The organism is Cytobacillus sp. FSL R7-0696, from assembly GCF_038006865.1.
In the GTDB taxonomy this organism is placed as follows: domain Bacteria; phylum Bacillota; class Bacilli; order Bacillales; family Cytobacillaceae; genus Cytobacillus; species Cytobacillus kochii.
Genome location: NZ_JBBOWA010000001.1, coordinates 4,251,933 through 4,266,646 on the forward strand (window position 1 = coordinate 4,251,933; position 14,714 = coordinate 4,266,646).

At 37.6% G+C, this 14,714-nt stretch carries 14 protein-coding genes; all 14 read right to left on the reverse strand.

Translation table 11 applies throughout. The features are described 5' to 3' along the window. Positions 1 to 158: 158 nt before the first annotated feature. Entirely contained in the window at positions 159 to 1,181 is a 1,023-nt protein-coding gene (locus tag MKX29_RS21690) for a zinc-binding dehydrogenase (RefSeq protein WP_224936326.1), read from the reverse strand. A gap of 306 nt (positions 1,182 to 1,487) precedes the next feature. Next, positions 1,488 to 2,261 carry a sporulation protein gene (locus MKX29_RS21695; RefSeq protein WP_341107727.1) on the reverse strand — a complete coding sequence of 258 codons (774 nt, stop codon included), beginning with the start codon at positions 2,259 to 2,261 and terminating at the stop codon, positions 1,488 to 1,490. A 297-nt stretch (positions 2,262 to 2,558) separates the two neighbouring features. Next, the gene (locus tag MKX29_RS21700; RefSeq protein WP_341107730.1) at positions 2,559 to 3,746 is read right to left on the reverse strand and encodes a CaiB/BaiF CoA transferase family protein; all 1,188 of its coding nucleotides are present in this window, start codon (positions 3,744 to 3,746) and stop codon (positions 2,559 to 2,561) included. A gap of 24 nt (positions 3,747 to 3,770) precedes the next feature. Next, positions 3,771 to 4,577 (reverse strand): enoyl-CoA hydratase/isomerase family protein, encoded by an 807-nt coding sequence (locus MKX29_RS21705; protein WP_224936319.1) that lies wholly within the window; start codon positions 4,575 to 4,577, stop codon positions 3,771 to 3,773. Between the two features lie 13 nt (positions 4,578 to 4,590). Continuing rightward, positions 4,591 to 5,673, reverse strand: coding sequence for an acyl-CoA dehydrogenase family protein (locus MKX29_RS21710; RefSeq protein WP_281202436.1), 1,083 nt, complete (start codon positions 5,671 to 5,673; stop codon positions 4,591 to 4,593). Further along, the gene (locus MKX29_RS21715) at positions 5,670 to 6,824 is read right to left on the reverse strand and encodes an acyl-CoA dehydrogenase family protein (RefSeq protein WP_281202435.1); all 1,155 of its coding nucleotides are present in this window, start codon (positions 6,822 to 6,824) and stop codon (positions 5,670 to 5,672) included. The genes MKX29_RS21710 and MKX29_RS21715 overlap by 4 nt, the downstream gene beginning before the upstream one ends. Before the next feature lie 181 nt (positions 6,825 to 7,005). After that, the gene (locus MKX29_RS21720; RefSeq protein WP_224936643.1) at positions 7,006 to 7,953 is read right to left on the reverse strand and encodes a C40 family peptidase; all 948 of its coding nucleotides are present in this window, start codon (positions 7,951 to 7,953) and stop codon (positions 7,006 to 7,008) included. A 245-nt stretch (positions 7,954 to 8,198) separates the two neighbouring features. Beyond that, positions 8,199 to 8,930 carry a YwaF family protein gene (locus tag MKX29_RS21725; protein ID WP_224936316.1) on the reverse strand — a complete coding sequence of 244 codons (732 nt, stop codon included), beginning with the start codon at positions 8,928 to 8,930 and terminating at the stop codon, positions 8,199 to 8,201. Positions 8,931 to 9,087: 157 nt separating this feature from the next. Beyond that, entirely contained in the window at positions 9,088 to 10,095 is a 1,008-nt protein-coding gene (locus MKX29_RS21730; RefSeq protein ID WP_341107736.1) for an NADP-dependent oxidoreductase, read from the reverse strand. A 106-nt stretch (positions 10,096 to 10,201) separates the two neighbouring features. Further along, positions 10,202 to 11,362 carry an ABC transporter substrate-binding protein gene (locus MKX29_RS21735; RefSeq protein ID WP_224936314.1) on the reverse strand — a complete coding sequence of 387 codons (1,161 nt, stop codon included), beginning with the start codon at positions 11,360 to 11,362 and terminating at the stop codon, positions 10,202 to 10,204. A 27-nt stretch (positions 11,363 to 11,389) separates the two neighbouring features. Continuing rightward, a complete protein-coding gene (locus MKX29_RS21740; protein ID WP_224936313.1) occupies positions 11,390 to 12,097 on the reverse strand; it encodes an ABC transporter ATP-binding protein in 708 nt (235 codons plus the stop codon). Next, on the reverse strand, positions 12,090 to 12,851 hold the full coding sequence (locus MKX29_RS21745) for an ABC transporter ATP-binding protein (RefSeq protein ID WP_251161515.1): 762 nt from the start codon (positions 12,849 to 12,851) through the stop codon (positions 12,090 to 12,092). The genes MKX29_RS21740 and MKX29_RS21745 overlap by 8 nt, the downstream gene beginning before the upstream one ends. Further along, positions 12,838 to 13,842 carry a branched-chain amino acid ABC transporter permease gene (locus MKX29_RS21750; RefSeq protein WP_341107741.1) on the reverse strand — a complete coding sequence of 335 codons (1,005 nt, stop codon included), beginning with the start codon at positions 13,840 to 13,842 and terminating at the stop codon, positions 12,838 to 12,840. The genes MKX29_RS21745 and MKX29_RS21750 overlap by 14 nt, the downstream gene beginning before the upstream one ends. Position 13,843: 1 nt before the next feature. Then, entirely contained in the window at positions 13,844 to 14,707 is an 864-nt protein-coding gene (locus MKX29_RS21755) for a branched-chain amino acid ABC transporter permease (RefSeq protein WP_095373424.1), read from the reverse strand. Positions 14,708 to 14,714 lie beyond the last annotated feature (7 nt).

Genomic DNA, 14,714 nt, shown 5'->3' on the forward strand with positions numbered 1-14,714 from the left:
GTTGAACTTATAGTAATGATAAGATCAACCTTTTGCTATTTATTTTATATGTTTTTCATTTTTGCATGTCAGTTGGGATTTGATATCTTTGACGAGTGGATGATAATATCATAGCTGGCCTGGCAACGATAAATAATGTTTTATACCATTTTTCCATCTTAGTCATGCGGTATTTTTAAAACCATTTTCCCAAATACCTTTCCTTTATCCATTTTCTCATGGACATTTTCAATATCTTGTAGATCATATACTCCATCAATTACTGGCTTTAACTTATGAGCCTCGTAGAAATCAATCACTGATTTAAATTCAGAAGCACTACCCATTGTTGTCCCTAGAATATGTAATTGCTTAAAAAAGATTCTTGGCATCACAACTTGCTCTACCGGTCCTAATGTCGCACCAAAGGAGACGATTTTACTACCAGGTTTAGCCAAGTAGATGAGATCATTAAAGGTAGATCCACCAATACTATCAATACTTAAATCGGCACCACCTGACAGTGCTTTTAATTCCTTCACCCAATCCTCATTGCGGTAGTTTACTCCATCAGTAGCCCCTAGTTCCTTAGCATAAGCAATTTTCTCATCACTGCTTGAGGTAACAAAGACCGTCGCTCCTTTTGCAACAGCAATTTGTAATGCAAAAGTCGCAACACCTCCCCCAATACCCGGAATAATAACGGTATCAGATGGTTTGACCTCTCCTTTTGTGACAACGGCTCGGTATGCTGTAAGTGCGCCTAAAGGAATGGCAGCTGCTTCTTCTAATGTTAAATGGGAAGGTTTTTGTAGCACATTCTCAGCAGGTACTGTCACATACTGTGCATAAGTCCCGTTTGAGGGAACACCAAGTACTGTATGTTTAGCTTGAGGATAGTCAATGTTATCTCCCCAATCAAGCCCTGGATTGATGACAACTTCACTACCTACAGCGATACCTGAAACCCCCTCACCTAATGCTGCAATGACACCTGCCCCATCAGAACCTAAAACAGAAGGTACCGCAATCCCAGGATAAGCACCATATCGGATAAATACATCCCGACGATTAACAGCAGCATAATGTAATCTCACAAGCACTTCACCTTTTTTGGGCTGTGGTGTCTCTACTTCTTCATAATATAATGGAGCAATCATATCTCCTTTTTTCATTTTGTCTTTTAATACAACCGCTTTCATTTTTTCTACCCCTTTCCAAACCTCTCCTGTATGTATAGCAATTATTTTACTTAATTAAACATAATACAAGTATAACAAACCCATCGATTCATTCAAAAATTCTGATTTATCAGAACATCTATAGATTGACTTTATATGCTTGAAACGACAAATGCGAACATATCCAATGAAGATTATCCTCTGATATGTTCGCATAAAATCACATACATAAACAAACATAATAGCTAAAATCATTGACTTGTTAAGCTTCTATTAGGCTATTATTTTACTTACTTCCAGCATACAACCATTAGTTATTGTTACATTTTAAGCATATTTACGAATGAGCTCTGTAAGTTTCGCTTCCATTTGAGGGATATCATTTACAGACAAATAGACTCTTAATTTCGTCTCATCTGTTTCCATAAGTTCTGAAAGAAAGGAGCCAAAATCTCTTGCTCGACGGTCGACTTCAATGAGTAATTCCACATTACTTTCGTTTTGCTTCATGAAGATTAATTCTATTTCATCCAACAGGCCTCGAAACTCTCCACTAGTAGGAACAAATTCCCACTCTTGAGCAAACGGATATTTATCTCTTAATCTTCTAGGTACTTCCTCGCATACTACTTCTCTTAACCTAAATCCAATATCCTCCATGCTATGTAAAATGGAAGAAGATAATTGATTAGGCTCAACCTTTATAAAGTCTGTGTCGTTAGGATCCATTGCGTTCTTAATATCTCCTGAAGTCTGTAACCAAACCTTTGTTTTTCCGTAAGTCATCGGTGTATCATAAGGTAATTGAAAAGAAAAAGGCACTTCTTTTTCTTCACCTTCTAAAACGGTTATATTTTGTGTAATCAATTGACGACATAGAACTGCTGTTTGTGTGCTTACCCCATTATCATCATTTTCGACATCATATTTACAGCATACTTCTATATATAAATGTTCAATCTGTTGATCTATTTTCCCTCCGGTGATTGCAATGACACCGTCGATTTGTTCGCCTTGCACAAAAGATGCTTTTGCAAGTTTTGTATCCACTTTACAGCCACCTATACCCACACTAGCTAAAACTTTAGAAAAGAAACTCATTCATTTCTTCCTCCTCATCATATTCATCCTCATCTATATTTTACCATGGAGTGATGGATATCAACACATATTTTACTTAGCTTTTACTACTTCCGGCACATATCCTGCTTCACATTTGCCAGGTAATTTGGTAAGGAATGATGAGAAAAAACAGGAGTTTCTCCTCCATTTAAAATAAAATATCTAATGAAGTATCTTTTTGGAACCAACACATCGGTAAAAAGGTGTTATTTTATTCAAATGAAAATTGGTAATGAGCTATTCAATCATACAAATGTTTTAAAATATAGATCTTTCTCATATAACCCCTTGTTTTTTTAATGTTGCTATCTCCCCCTCACCCAAACCTAATTCTTCTTGTAAGAACAAATTTGTATGCTCTCCGAGGATTGGTGGTGGCAGAACCCATCTGATGTTTAATCCAGAAAACCGTAAAGGACTTTTCGTTAATTTCACCTCTCCCATCACTGGATGTGACATTGTTCCAACCGTTTCTCTTGCAATTACTTGCGGATCATTGAAGGCTTGCGTAATACGATTAACTTTTCCAGCAGGAATACCGTATTGGGAAAACTTCTCCAACCAATTGTCTGCTGTATTTTCTAACATTTGTTCAGCTATCCATGGGACTAAGATATCTTTATACTCTAAGCGTTTTTCGTTGGTTTGAAACCTATGATCATTTACCCATTCTGGTTTATCTAATAGTGTGCATAATTGACTAAACAAATGGTTATTTCCTACACAAATCATTAGAGGTTGGTCTTTACAATCAAAAACTTGATAGGGAACAACATTATTATGTTGGTTGCCTAATCTTTTAGATTCCATACCAGTATTTAGGTAGCCACTCGCAATATTGGCCATTGAGCTGATTTGCACATCTAGTAAAGATAAGTCGATATGCTGACCCACACCATTATTATCTCGCATCCTTAAAGCGGCTAAGATACCTATAGCGACATATTTAGAGGTAAGAATATCCGCAATAGGAATCCCCACTTTTGTTGGCTCACCATCAGGGTGACCTGTCACATCCATTAATCCACTCATCGCTTGAATAACTGGATCAAAACCTGGTTCTGTACGCATTGGACCTGTTTGTCCAAAGCCTGTTACAGAACAAAGTATAATCCTATTATTGATTTTTTTTAATTCATCAAAGTCAATACCAAGCTTTTTCAATGTCCCTGTTTTAAAGTTTTCAAGGACGATATCAGCTTTCGCTACTAACTGCTTAAAAATAGTTAATCCTTCATGAGATTTTAAATTAAGAGTAATAGAACGTTTATTCCGATTGGCTGTAAAATAATAGCTGCTGTGACCATTCATAAATGGTCCCCAATCTCGCATGCTATCAGTACCCATAGGTGATTCTATTCTAATTACATCGGCACCTAAATCCGCTAATATCATTGAACCAGCCGGTGCAGCGTAAACTCTTGATAAATCCAATACTCTAATTCCATCCAAGGCTCTATCCACGACTACCTCCCCCTTCACATCTATTCATTGAAATTTCGGTTTTCTCTTCTCTGTTACCGCTTTTACTCCTTCACGATGATCTTCTAATTCGGTTGTGATTGCCATAAACGAAGAAATCATATCTAATGATGACCTTAGGCTCATTGTTTGATTTTGATAGACAGCTCTTTTAATGAAGCGAATGGCCGTTTGTGGTCCATTTGCTAATTTTTTGGCATAGTTCTCTGTAAAACCTTCCAGCTCATCATCAGCAATTACAAATGTGACCAATCCCATTTCTTTCGCCTCACTAGCCGTCAATACTTTCGCTGTCCAAAGCATATCTAAAGCTTTGTCTATACCAACTATTCTCGGAAGAAAATAAGCAGCACCATCCCCAGGAACTAAGCCGACTTTTGTATAACTTTCAGATAGCTTCGCACCTTCTGCGGCAATGCGGATATCACACATTAATGCCATATCAAGACCTGCCCCAAATGCCGCTCCATTAATTTGTGCAATAACAGGTTGATCAATCTCTTCCAATAATAAAGGAATTCGTTGTACCTTTTTCCATAGAGAATTTTTTCTTGCAAGACCAGTGGTTACACGATCTTCATCAGAGCGATAAAATCCCCTGCCTGCACTCATTTCTTTCATATCCCCACCAGCACAAAAGCCTTTTCCATTTCCTTTAACAATCACTACACGTATATCATTAGAATCTCGCACAGTCTGTAGTGCGTCAATCCATAAATCTAGCATTTCCTCACTAAACGCATTCATTGCATCTGGGCGGTTTAATATAATTTGTGCAATTCCGTCTCTTACCTCAAAATGTAAATCAGACATTCTCTTTACCTCCTTATAAAATGGATTTAACTTCGTGATTATCCACTAATAGTGACCAAATAGTGGCTGGACTGTGTGCTATATATGTGCTTAATTCCCCTTGCCAATAGCGTTCATTTCCAGCTTCATCACGCCACGACCATAACCGTTTTGTTAAATGATGCAGCGTATGTTCATATGTCATCCCAATGGCTCCATGGAGCTGATGGGCGGTCATCGCAATATCCCCTGCAACGGAACTCACCTTTATCTTCGTCAACATGATAAACAACGAATCATTACTACCCTGAAGCATTTCCACTGCATTATTAACAGCAGCTAAGCAAGCAGCGGTTTCTCCTACTAGAAGTGAGATATGTTGCTGCACCGCTTGAAAGCGATATAAATTCCTACCAAACTGTTTACGCTCACTTGCATAAGACAGGCACTCCTGTACTACTCGTTCACTAATGCCAGCAAGCATCGCCGCTTTAGCCAATGCATACAGTTGCTCTACTATTTTCTTACTCTCACAATCTTCTATTATTTTGATGGCTGAACCTCCAATATGAATGTCATGAAAAATCAAGGAATCACGTGGTTCACCGGCTAGATTCACCTCTTCATGTATCTTGGACTCGTTTACTGGTACGAGGACCATCATCCACTCGTTTTGACATTTGGCGAGGGCAACGATTTCTTTTGCTACCCTTCCCCAAGGTACGTTCAAAGCCTCTCCGCTTATAATATAGTTGCCGTTATGTTTCCTAACTTCCAAAGGGTTTTGTTCATTAAAATAGAAAGATAACGGTTGATCATGATGGATCTTTATCCCGTACTGTGACAGAATCCATTTACTAATTAAAGTTTCAGGTAAAGGTAGAGGAATTGGGTATTGACCAACTAATCTAATAACTGTAAAACCATCTACATAATCTCCGCCAACTCCCCCATATGCTTCCGGTATATTTACTCCTGTTAGACCCATGTCATTTAGGGATGCCCATAACTCATCATCAAATAACCCCTTTTGTCCCTTTTCAAGTAAGTCCTGTGTAGATTGTTTCTTCAAAAATTTACTGGCCGAATCATAAATATACTCTTTTATTTCACTCATTCTGATACAACCCCTTTGGCAATCATTCCTCGTAAGATTTCCGTTGTTCCCCCTCTTAGAGTGAAACCTGGGCCATGCAAAATAGATTGTGTATACAGCTCACCGATAGGCTTACTATTTAATAAATTAGGGTGTTTAGACAACACTAGCCTCACCGTCTCTGCCACTTTTGTTTCAAAAGTTGTTCCTCTATCTTTAACAAGTGACGCAATAAATGAAACATCCTTCCCCTCGTCAAGATACTTTGCCACACCAATAGATAAATTTCTAATGCTCCATAGCTCTGGAAGGAGCGAGAGCATTTCTGTTAATCCTTCTCGATCATTTATCCTTTTTAGTTCATCAATTACACCTGAAAATAATGGGTATGTACTGAGTATTCTCTCTGGTCCGCTTCTTTCATAAGCAAGTTCTGCCATTCCTTGTTTCCAACCATTCCCGACTTGACCGACCACTTGTTCATCTGGAACGAAAACGTTTTCAAAAAATACCTCATTAAAATGATGCTCACCTGTTAAAAAAGTGATTGGGCGAATGGTCACACCATTAACATGTAAATCAACAATTAACTGACTCATACCATCATGGCGATTTTCTTCATCTTCTGGTGATGTACGACATAGCACGACCATATAGTGAGCGATATGAGCACCACTTGACCATATCTTTGAACCAGTGAGTAGCCAGCCACCATCCGTTCGTACTGCTCGGGTTTTGATAGCAGCTAAATCAGAGCCAGCATTCGGTTCACTTAAACCTATAGCAAAGAAGCATTCACCTTTTGTGATTTGCGGTAAAAAAGTCTTTTTTTGATTTTCCGTCCCATATTTAAGAAGCAATGGCCCCGTTTGTCTATCAGCAAACCAATGAGCAGCAACGGGTGCACCTGCTACAAGCAATTCCTCTGTTAAAATATACCTTTCAATGGCGCTCTTTTCACTTCCACCATATGCCTGCGGCCATGTCATTCCAATCCAACCTTTATCACCTAGCTTTTTCGAAAAAGTAGATGATTCTCCACTTAGCCATGAATCACATGCAGGTGTAAAATGCCCGGATTGTATTTCTTCTCTTAAAAATGCACGGACTTCATTTCTAAATGACTGCTGATCAGATGTCAATTGAACAGTTGGCACTTCTAATTTAACCAATACTTTTCACCCTCTCATTTTATCGGTATTCGATACTATATATCTATATATAATATTTTATTTAAAATATTATAATTTGTCAATTTTAAATATTTAGAATATTTATCGGGTAATTCAGTGTTTTTAACCTAAAAAAGAGCATCTAGGAACTGTCTCCCAAATGCTCTTTTAAATCTAGTTACTATAATGCCGTCTTTGCACCCAAATATTTCGGTTTCCAATAACTTGAAGACATATCTGCAATTGTTACACCTGTGCTTGTTCCAGCATGAATAAATTGATTGTTGCCTAAATAAATACCGGCATGTGATGGTCCTTTTTTATACGTTTCAAAGAAAACAATATCACCTGGTTGTGGAGATGAAACAGATGTAGTCGCTTGCCAAATCGTTTCCACTGTTCGTGGAATGGAAACACCAATTTGATTAAAAACATATTTTAGAAATCCACTACAGTCAAACCCTGAAGATGGTGAATTCCCTCCCCAAGTATAAGGAACACCGATATGTTTTTTCGCTTCTTTTATTAATTGATTTACCTGTGACTGTTGGTTATTACTAGTTTGATTTCCACCAGCCGAGGAGTTAGATGAACTCACTTTTAAAACCTGACCTGGACGGATCACATCCGTTGTTAAGTTATTTATATTTTTTAACTGCGCTACTGATAACTGATGTTTTGAGGCAATTAACCAGAGACTATCACCTGATTGCACTGTATAAGTTGATTGGTTTGTATTAGGGGTTGAAGGTGCTCCCCCTGAACTCACCTTTAGCTTTAATTTCTGACCTGGATATATCCTATCGGAACTCAGCCCATTGATGTTTTTTAAATCAATGACAGAGATGCCATGTTGTTGTGCAATTTTCCAAAGTGAGTCTCCACTTTTGACAGTATAGGTACTTGTTTGTTCTGTCCCATTAACCTTCAGCTTTTGACCAACAACAATTGTAGAACTCTTTAACTGATTCCATTCCATTAATTGATTGATGGAAAGATTATATGTATTAGACAATTTCCATAAAGTATCACCTGATTGCACTGTATGTGTTTGCGCTGCTCCAACTTCTGCATATGTTGCCGCAAAAAGAGTAGTAGCCGCTGCTATTGACACGAGTTGTTTTTTCATCACTTTGTACACTCCTAATCTATCATTATCTCATTCATGATAGTGGTCATACGATGAAAAACAAACCGTGAAAAACATGGTTTATATGTAATATAATGACAGTTTAAAAGAAAATACATACTAAACTTCCAATAGCATCCACAATAAACAGTTCTTTATCACTAAAATAAAATGTAACACAAAAGAAAATAGTTGCATTTTATTTGTCCATTTTGTGACACCTATGGAAAAATGGGCCGATGTAATCAACTAATTGTTTTTCTTTTCTCTAGAGGGTCTTTCCTCCTATTCTTAAATGGGAGATACATAAGTACAAATAACAATACTGCTACAGCTTCAAGAACAAAAATGTAATAAGGATAGGGTCCAAAAAAGTCGAGCACAGAACCCGTCGCTGGTTTTCGGGAAAGAAACATATAATTTCCACCCGTAACATAGTTAATAACAGCCGCTATAATTGCAAATATATTAAGTGAAATAAACGCATTTACAACCCCTTTACTTGATGGAGAGTACTTGAAGGTAAATATATAAAGGAGAGCTGTCCATACGATGATCATATGGATAAAGAAAAATTGAAAATAACGAAAATGAGGGTATCCGAAAAACAATTCTGGCGTCAAGATAGCCATGGTCGCTCCCGCAATACCAATATAATAAGTTAATTGAAAAAACAAACGTTTTTGTAAAATAAGTAATAGCAAACAAAGCAGCACACTAATCGAGCATAAGTGAAGAGGCAAAGCAAATGATACATCCCACTTTCCACCTATCCATAACCAATAGTGATAACTTCCTTCTAAAACGAGTAAGAGGAATGAAAATATTACTCTTAACATCGTTTTATGTCCGGCTAACCTTTTTCTCTTGAAATATAAGAAGAAGGATCCTAATAAAAAAAGGACCACCATTACAAGGTGTGAAGTAGAAAATATCTCAAAGGAGTAGTTGCTATGATTTGGCTCAAATAGTTGCATAACATTCCTCCAATCTATGTATCTAATTGTCCCTTATTGTTCTATTACAAAGATTGTAGCAGCAGCAACCATTCACAATGATATGGAGAAGAACAAATCATGCCATAGACACGTTATTTATTCTTCTCCAATATCATGTCCTTATAGTTAGGTCATGTTAATCTTCACTCACTTTAACCAGTTGTTTACCTAAATTATCCCCCTTAAATAAGCCAATAAATGCATGAGGAGCATTTTCTAAACCTTCCACAATATTTTCCCGATATTGAAGCTTTCCTGAATTAACCCATTCTCCAAGTTGCTTCAATCCTTCTTCGTGATTATCTGCATAATCACCAACAATGAATCCCTTCATTAATGCACTTTTTTGTACCAATAACCCTTGTATTCTCGGGCCGTGCTCTACTTCTGTCGCATTATAGGAGGAGATTTGTCCACAAAGAATAATCCTTGCTTTGTAATTAATTCTTTTTATTACTTCATCGGAAATTTCTCCACCTACATTATCAAAGTAAATATCGACGCCATCGGGTGTATATTCTTTAACCTTATCCTTTATATTATCAGTTTTATAATTGATGACTTCATCAAAATGTAGCTCATCTTTTAAATATTGGCATTTTTCTTCCGTTCCAGCGATTCCAATCACTTTACAGCCTTTTAATTTTGCTATTTGCCCAACCGTTGAACCAACGGCACCTGCTGCTCCAGAGACCACAACCGTCTCTCCCTCTTTAGGCTCACCTATATCTAATAATCCAAAATAAGCTGTTAACCCTGGCATTCCCACAATACCTAATGCAGTTGATATAGGAGCTATAGAAGGATCTAATTTACGTATTTGATGACTTTTAGCTACATTATAATCAGACCAGCCAAGCCGCCCTTCCACATAGTCCCCCTCTTTAAAATGACCATCCTTTGATTCAATTACTTGACCTACAATTCCACCAGATAACACTTCATTTAATGCAAATGGCTCAATATATGATTTTCGCCCACTCATCCTGCCTCTCATATATGGATCAACAGAAAGGTAAATGGTTTGTATTAATACCTCCCCTGCATTTAAACGAGGAACCTCTCCACTCTCTACTAATTCAAAATTTTTATCACTTGGCATTCCGTTTGGTCTTTCGACTAATAGAATACTTCGATTACCCATTTTATCCCTCCATTTTATACTTTCTACTTCTCTATACCCTTATCAATTAAGGTAAAACAAAAGATAGGACGTCTGTGAATTTTCTTCACTCACAGACGTCCACTTTTTATTCTACATCTACTTCTTCAAACTCACCGTCTTTAATTACACCCATTCTGATAAAGTTTTCGATTGCCCCATTTTCTTCAATATGTTTCAAATCATATACTTTTTTATCATCTGGTAAATTAGTTAATCCATCTTCTATATGTTCCCGTATAAGCTTAGCATCATCAACAGATCCCGCTGCTTTCATTGCCTCTACAAATACATACATTGCTAAATAGTGATACCCTGCTTCAGAACCTGGGTCTTTGTCATGCTTTTCACGATACTTATCAATAAAAGCCTTTGTTCCAGAATATTCTGTATATATAAGGGGAACAACACCTATTGCTCCTTCTAATACATCATATGAACCTGTCACATTTTTCATTTCATCCAATTTCGCTTGGTCCATCACGATAAAACCTCCGTCATATCCAAGCTGTCTTGCCTGTGATACGATTTTAGCAGTAGGTTCTGAAGGTCCACCAATGAAGAGGACATCTGGCTCTTCTTTTAATGCATTCGTTAAAAGAGTAAAAAAGTCGGTATCTTTTGAGTAATCAACTGAAGCTTTATGAACCACTTCTCCTCCTGCACTTTCCCAGTATGGAATAATCGCTTCAGCCCAATCTTTTCCATATTGCGTAACAGGTGGAATAGCTGCTAATTTTTTTCCGAAATTATCCATCGCATAATCGGAGAATGGCTCAATATATCCTTCATAGCTCGGCGGTATTCTAACAGTTAATGTATTCCCACGCTCAACAATATCTGGTTCACTCGAATAGGCTGATACGATGAAATTATCCACTTCGTTAAATACTTGTAACGCTGAGATGCCACCGCTATGTGGCGAGAATATAATTGGTGTTTGGTTTTCTTGAACTAAGCGCTTTCCATTTGATGCTGTTTCATTAGGTAAATATTTATCATCCAAGGCAACAACATTCAGTTTGTATTTATCACCATTTACTTCAAAACCTTCTTTATTAATATCCTCTACTGCCATCTTCAAACCATTTAATGTATTTTCACCATAATAAGCAGCAGCACCACTCAATGGACCACTATAACCAATATTGACGACTTTCTCACCATTGCCACCACTTGATTGTGCACAAGCTGAAAGAAAAAAGATAGTGAATACGACTAAAACACTTAACCATTTCCGCTTTTTCATAAAACTCTCCCCCTTAATGATTATTACTTATGCACCAATATAAGCCTTTCTTACCTCTTGGTTTGATAAAAGCTCATCCGCAGTCCCTTGCAATGCAATCTGCCCATTTTCAAACACATAACCTTTCTTCGCAATACTTAACGCTGCAAATGCATTTTGTTCTGCTAAAAGAATGGTTGTTCCTTCTTGATTAATATTTTTAATGCTTTCAAACATTTGTTCAACAATAAGTGGTGCTAGCCCAATGGAAGGTTCATCAAGTAACATTAACTTCGGTTTAGCCATATAAGCTCTGCCGATTGCAAGCATTTGCTGTTGTCCACCACTTAGTAAACCTGCTGCTTCATTTCTTTTCTCGTAAAGAATCGGAAAAAGCTCGAACACATCATTTAATGATTGTTTCAATTGCGCTTTACGCTTACGATGAATATAACCACCCATCATTAGATTTTGTTCTACGTTCATATAAGGAAACAATTTACGGTCTTCGGCACATTGGACAATCCCCATTTGTACAATCTTTTCAGGTGCCGTTTGATGAATAGGTACATCGTTAAAAAGTATCTTGCCTGAAGTTGCTTTTAATAGACCACTAATTGTTTTGAAAGTCGTGCTTTTCCCTGCTCCATTCGCCCCTAATAAAACAACAATCTCGCCTTCCACCACATCAATATTAATATCTTTAATACTTAAATATTTTCCATATTTAGCAGAAACCCCATCTATTTTAAGCACTCACCGTCCCTCCTAAATAGGCTTTGATGACCTCTTCATTTTTTTGAATCTCTGCTGGTGTTCCTTCCGCAATCTTTTCTCCATAGTTCAACACCATAATATGATGCGCCAACCGCATAATCATCGGCATCTTATGCTCAATAAGACAAATCGTTAAGCCTTTATCCGCCATTTTTTGGATTAATTTTGCCATTTCATCTGTTTCATCAGGATTGACCCCAGCTGTTGGTTCATCGAGAAAAACGATCTCAGGATCAGTAGCAAGTGCTAATGCGAAAGCAACACGTTTCTTCTCTTCTTGAGAAATATTTGTTACTAGTTGATCACTTACATGTGATAAGCCAACGAAATCTAAAGATTCCTCTGCTTTGGCGATACATTGTTGTTCTTCTTCTTTTAGTCTTCTCGTCCGAAAGATACTATCAAACAGATTCGATTTCGTTCGCAAGCGATGGCCGACGATTACATTGTCTTTCACCGTCGACATTTCAAATAAGTGTGTACTTTGAAATGTCCTTGCCACACCTAGCTTTGCTATCACATTCGCTGGTTGTCTAGTAATCTCTTCATTTTTATAGATAATCGTTCCTTCGGTCGGTTCGTGCACACCTGTAATCAAGTTAAAGAATGTACTTTTCCCCGCACCATTAGGGCCAATGATGGCGTTGATCTTCCCTTGTTGTACGGAATAATCCACTGACTTCACTGCTACATTTCCACCAAAACGCTTCGTTAAGCCTTTAACCTCCAGCATTTGTCTCCTCCTCCCTGTTTTTGTAAGCAAGAGATTCCTGTTTTTTCCTTTTTCTTTGATACAACTGCATTTGAATAAACCCAACAATTCCTCTAGGAGAAAAGATGATGAGTAATGTCAGTAATGGACCAAATATGAGCATCCGATAATCTTGTAAGAATTGTAGATTTTGCGAAATGATCACGATAAGAAATGTCCCTACAATCGGACCAGCAAATGTACCAATTCCACCAACAATCATATAAGTAAGCAAATCAAATGTGATCGTTGTATAAGCTATTTCTGGACCGATGAAACGGATAAAACCTGCATACATCGCTCCTGCCAAACCAGCAAAAAAAGTTGAAAGTACAAAGGCAAGAAGTTTATTACGTTTAGTTGAAATACCAAGTGATAACGCTAAATCTTCACTATTACGAATAGCGATAAATGTTCTCCCAGTTAGGGAATGCACGATACGATAAATGACAGCCACAACGAGAAGAAAAATGAAAAACGCTAAATAATATTGAGCTGTTGGCGATTGAAAAGTGATTGGACCGATTGCCTCTGGCAAAGGGATACCAATTAGACCTCTTACCCCACCAGTTAGACCTTCCCACTTATCAATCACTAGGTAAATAATATAGCCTACACAAAGGGTGTATATAGCAAAGAAGTGTTCTTTCGTTCTTAAGGCAAACAGCCCGATGATTAACCCAATGAACATCGTTACCAATGGTGCTAACAAAAAGCTTAACCAAAAACCCATCTCAAGTTTAACGGTAAGAATGCCGATAACATACGCCCCAATTGCAAAGAAACCACCATGAGCTAAAGATAAGTAACCTGTATAACCCGCAAGTAAATTCAAGCCATAAACTGCGATGGTCCAAATAAAAGCCAAAGTCATAATATGAAGATAATAAAGATTCGGGATAATGAAAGGGAAAACGATTCCGAGAACGATGAGCAAAGATATAATTAATTTCTTGTTTGTTAGAACATTCATTCTATACGCCTCCTTTAGAGAAAATTCCTTGAGGCTTAATCGATAGAATAAGAATTAATAATACAAAAGCGATGATGTCTTTATAATCTGCAGAAAGATAGGTTGCACCTAAACTTTCCGTGAACCCTAGAATATATCCACCTAATATGGCTCCTGGAATACTGCCCATTCCCCCGATGATGATAATGACAAAAGCTTTTAGGATTACCAGATGTCCCATTCCAGGAAAGACGAGGTTAATTGGTGACGTAAGTGAAGCACCAATTGCCGCCAGAGCACCAGCAATAAAAAAAGTGAGGATCGCTACTTTATGTGTGTTGATACCTACTAATTGCGCCCCTTCTCTATTTTGGGCCATTGCAATGATTGTCCTACCCGTAAATGTTTTCTTTAAGAACCAGTAAAGCAAAATCATCACGGCAATTGCTGCGAATACAATGAGTATTCTTTGCAATGTCAGTGTGAGACCAAACACTTCCACCACCTGCCCAAAAGGTGTTGACATTTGGCGATAGTCCGCTCCCCATATAAACTGTGCTAATGCTTCAAGAAAAAGTAAAATACCGATGGCAGCCACTTTATCTTGAATAGGAGGAGAGTGTCTTAAAGGATAGAACACAAGTCTCTCCATTAAGACACTTAATAGTCCGACTACACAAATGGAAACAACCATTGCGAGAATATAGTGTAAACCTGCTTCAGTCATCATAATTAAAGTGATATATCCACCTACCATGTACAGAGCACCGTGAGCGAAATTTGGAATATGGAGAATGCCGTATACTAAAGTGAGCCCTAAAGCTACTAGGGCATAGACACTCCCAATTGTTAATCCATTAAACAATTGTTGCATTAAAAGTTCCATCATTTTC

What these genes read in the sequence shown, in the direction of transcription:
- MKX29_RS21690 (WP_224936326.1), bottom strand. Translation starts at nt 1,181, where the DNA reads ATGAAAGCGGTTGTATTAAAAGACAAAATGAAAAAAGGAGATATGATT.
- MKX29_RS21695 (WP_341107727.1), bottom strand. Translation starts at nt 2,261, where the DNA reads ATGAGTTTCTTTTCTAAAGTTTTAGCTAGTGTGGGTATAGGTGGCTGT.
- MKX29_RS21705 (WP_224936319.1), bottom strand. Translation starts at nt 4,577, where the DNA reads ATGTCTGATTTACATTTTGAGGTAAGAGACGGAATTGCACAAATTATA.
- MKX29_RS21710 (WP_281202436.1), bottom strand. Translation starts at nt 5,673, where the DNA reads ATGAGTGAAATAAAAGAGTATATTTATGATTCGGCCAGTAAATTTTTG.
- MKX29_RS21720 (WP_224936643.1), bottom strand. Translation starts at nt 7,953, where the DNA reads ATGAAAAAACAACTCGTGTCAATAGCAGCGGCTACTACTCTTTTTGCG.
- MKX29_RS21725 (WP_224936316.1), bottom strand. Translation starts at nt 8,930, where the DNA reads ATGCAACTATTTGAGCCAAATCATAGCAACTACTCCTTTGAGATATTT.
- MKX29_RS21730 (WP_341107736.1), bottom strand. Translation starts at nt 10,095, where the DNA reads ATGGGTAATCGAAGTATTCTATTAGTCGAAAGACCAAACGGAATGCCA.
- MKX29_RS21735 (WP_224936314.1), bottom strand. Translation starts at nt 11,362, where the DNA reads ATGAAAAAGCGGAAATGGTTAAGTGTTTTAGTCGTATTCACTATCTTT.
- MKX29_RS21745 (WP_251161515.1), bottom strand. Translation starts at nt 12,851, where the DNA reads ATGCTGGAGGTTAAAGGCTTAACGAAGCGTTTTGGTGGAAATGTAGCA.
- MKX29_RS21750 (WP_341107741.1), bottom strand. Translation starts at nt 13,842, where the DNA reads ATGAATGTTCTAACAAACAAGAAATTAATTATATCTTTGCTCATCGTT.
- MKX29_RS21755 (WP_095373424.1), bottom strand. Translation starts at nt 14,707, where the DNA reads ATGGAACTTTTAATGCAACAATTGTTTAATGGATTAACAATTGGGAGT.